Source organism: Modestobacter sp. DSM 44400 (assembly GCF_900107175.1).
In the GTDB taxonomy this organism is placed as follows: domain Bacteria; phylum Actinomycetota; class Actinomycetes; order Mycobacteriales; family Geodermatophilaceae; genus Modestobacter.
On the sequence record NZ_FNOZ01000132.1, the window covers coordinates 1 to 2,581 of the forward strand.

Sequence of the window (2,581 nt, forward strand, 5' to 3'; positions counted from 1 at the left end):
GGCGGGGGACCGCCACCTCAACTTCCACGAGACCCGGGACAACCTCGACGCCTTCGGGCATACGGCCATCAGGTTCGCCGCGTAGTGCGTCCTGCACCTTTGCCAGGCCGCCCCGGGCAGGGTCGCGCCGATGGCGACGACCAGGCCGGCGTGGGCGTCGGAGGTGACCAGCTGCACGCCGGTCAGCCCGCGGGCGGTCAGATCCCGGAAGAACGCCAGCCAGCCGGCGCCGTCCTCAGCCGAGGTGACCTGCAGGCCGAGGATCTCCCGGTGCCCGTCGGCGTTGACGCCGGTGGCGACCAGGGCGTGCACGCCGACCACCCGGCCGCCCTCCCGGACCTTCAGCACGAGGGCGTCGGCAGCCACGAACGTGTACGGGCCGGCGTCCAGCGGGCGGTGCCGGAAGTCCGCGACCTGCCCGTCGAGGTCCCGGGCCATCTCGGACACCTGGGACTTCGACAGGCGAGTGATGCCCAGGGACTCGACCAGCTTCTCCATCCGCCGGGTCGAGACCCCGAGCAGGTAGCAGGTCGCGACCACGGTGGTCAGCGCCCGCTCCGCGCGGCGGCGGCGCTCCAGCAGCCAGTCGGGGAAGTACGAACCCGAGCGAAGCTTGGGAATCGCCACGTCCAGGGTGCCGGCGCGGGTGTCGAAGTCCCGGTGCCGGTAGCCGTTGCGGACGTTGGTCCGCTCGGCGGTGCGCTCGCCGTAGCCGGCGCCGCACACGGCGTCGGCCTCAGCCGACATCAGCGTGTTGATGAACGTGGTCAGCATCTGCCGCAGCAGATCCGGGGACGCCTGCTCCAACTGCTCGGACAGGAAGCGGGCAGGGTCGATACTTGAAGGTGCGGTCATCGCGTTGTTCTCCTGAAGGACTGTGAGAGGTCTCCAGAAGATCACGCGGTGGCCGCCTACATGCTCAGGGCCCGCCGGTCACCGGGCCGTCGCACACCACCTTGGCGGACGCCACTGGTGCCCCGTCTTACTTCCAAGGAAGTAAGACGTCCATGGCCGTCTGAGGCATGCGAGTCTCGGGCGGCGGTAAGGGTGTGTCGGGACGTCGGCTGTGCGCGACCCCCCGCCGTCCGGCGCTCCTCGAGGAACCCGACTAGGATGCGCCCCAGGATGGGGGCCCACTCGCGGTCCTGGTCGTACTTGTAGTGCGAGATGGCGGCCCACATCTCCTCCTGGCGCCAGGATGCGGTGTAGACGCGGGAGAACCAGCGGTCGTCGAGGTTGCACACGGTGTTCGCGCACCGGTCGCCGTCCACGAGTTCCTGGCCGCACACCGGGCAGGCCGCCGCGGGGACCGGGGCGGTCCCGCCGTTGGCGCAGGCGAAGCAGATCGCCGGGGTGCCGGTCGTGCGGTACGGACACGTCATGCAGCCGGGGAACCCGGCCGGCTGGGGATCCAGCCCGCTCAGGTTGATCACAGGGGAGCGGGGAGGCGGCGGGAGGCGGACGCCGACACCGGAGACAGGGCCGCCCTGCCGCGGCCGCTACGCAGGCCGGAGGGCTCTCGCCGGTCGCTGGTCACCGTTCCTGGCCCGCGCCCGCTTCTGGGCATCTCATCGCCGGACCGTACGCGACGAGCCGCGCTCGACCAGGTCGCCCCCGCACACCGTCCACACTCCCCGCGGCTCGGTGGCGTTTCGCCGGGTGGTGATGTTCGGGGTGACGCCGGCCGGCAGCTGACTTGCCGACGCACAATCGGCAGCCACCCGTCCGGAGGGAGACGGACGGGTGGCTGCAGGCACGCTCAATCGGTGCCGGCCGTGGGTCGGTTCAAGGGGGCAGATTCCACGTCACCCCACCACTCGGGGCGCAGGTGCTCGGCGGGCAGCCGCACTCGGTTTCCTCGCCGCCAGCCACCAGCCAAGCCAGTGGACGCCGACCAGCAGCCGCCGCGTCGTCACATCGCAAAGACGGCCTGGATGGTGGAGCGGCGTCGCTGGGCGAGTTCGGTCATGACGGTGGCGCCTTCCTCGAACGGCACGACGTCGGTGATCAGGTGTCGGCGGATCTGCTCACCGTGCACGGCCAGCAGCTTCAGGGTCTCGTCGCACAGCCGCCGCCGGTCCCATGCCTGCGCCAGCCCGCGGGGCACCCGGCCGATCTGTGCGCAGCGAATGGTGAGCCCTTGTGATGGAACTCCTCACCAGGCGCAATTCTGGGGCGCCGCCCTCGTAGAACGCCAGGTCGATGATGGTTCCCTGTGGCCGCAGGCTGCGCAGCGCGGTCGCCAGTGCCGACGCTCGCCCCCGGCACTGGAAGACCAGGTCGGCGCCGCTGTCACCGGGTCCTGTGCGCCAGTGGGAGGTGGACCAGCGCTCCACCGCTGATGCGCTGCCGTCGGCGACCGGGGTCAGGCCGAGGCCCTGGGCCGCCGCGAGGCGCTGGGGGTCGGGGTCGGCGAGCGCCACCTCGGCGGCGCCGCAGGCCCGCGCGAAGAGGCCGGTCAGGAGCCCGACGACACCGCCGCCGATCACTAGGGCGTGTCTCCTGGATCATGTCGTGAGCCAGATGATCATGCTGGCGAGGACGATCCCGGCGCGGTAGTTGACGGCTTTCTTGTCGTAGC

3 protein-coding genes are annotated in these 2,581 nt (G+C 71.2%); all 3 read right to left on the minus strand.

Features of this window, described 5'->3' with window-relative positions; genetic code table 11:
- Positions 1 to 855: IS256 family transposase (locus tag BLW04_RS25150; protein ID WP_139307040.1), on the minus strand; the 855-nt coding region annotated here is incomplete at its 3' end.
- Between the two features lie 1,057 nt (positions 856 to 1,912).
- Complete coding sequence (locus BLW04_RS27880) at positions 1,913 to 2,107, minus strand: hypothetical protein (RefSeq protein WP_217631274.1); 195 nt, start codon at positions 2,105 to 2,107, stop codon at positions 1,913 to 1,915.
- Complete coding sequence (locus BLW04_RS29990) at positions 2,028 to 2,489, minus strand: zinc-binding dehydrogenase (protein ID WP_217631273.1); 462 nt, start codon at positions 2,487 to 2,489, stop codon at positions 2,028 to 2,030. Before BLW04_RS29990 ends, BLW04_RS27880 begins: the two co-directional genes overlap by 80 nt.
- Positions 2,490 to 2,581: the final 92 nt, after the last annotated feature.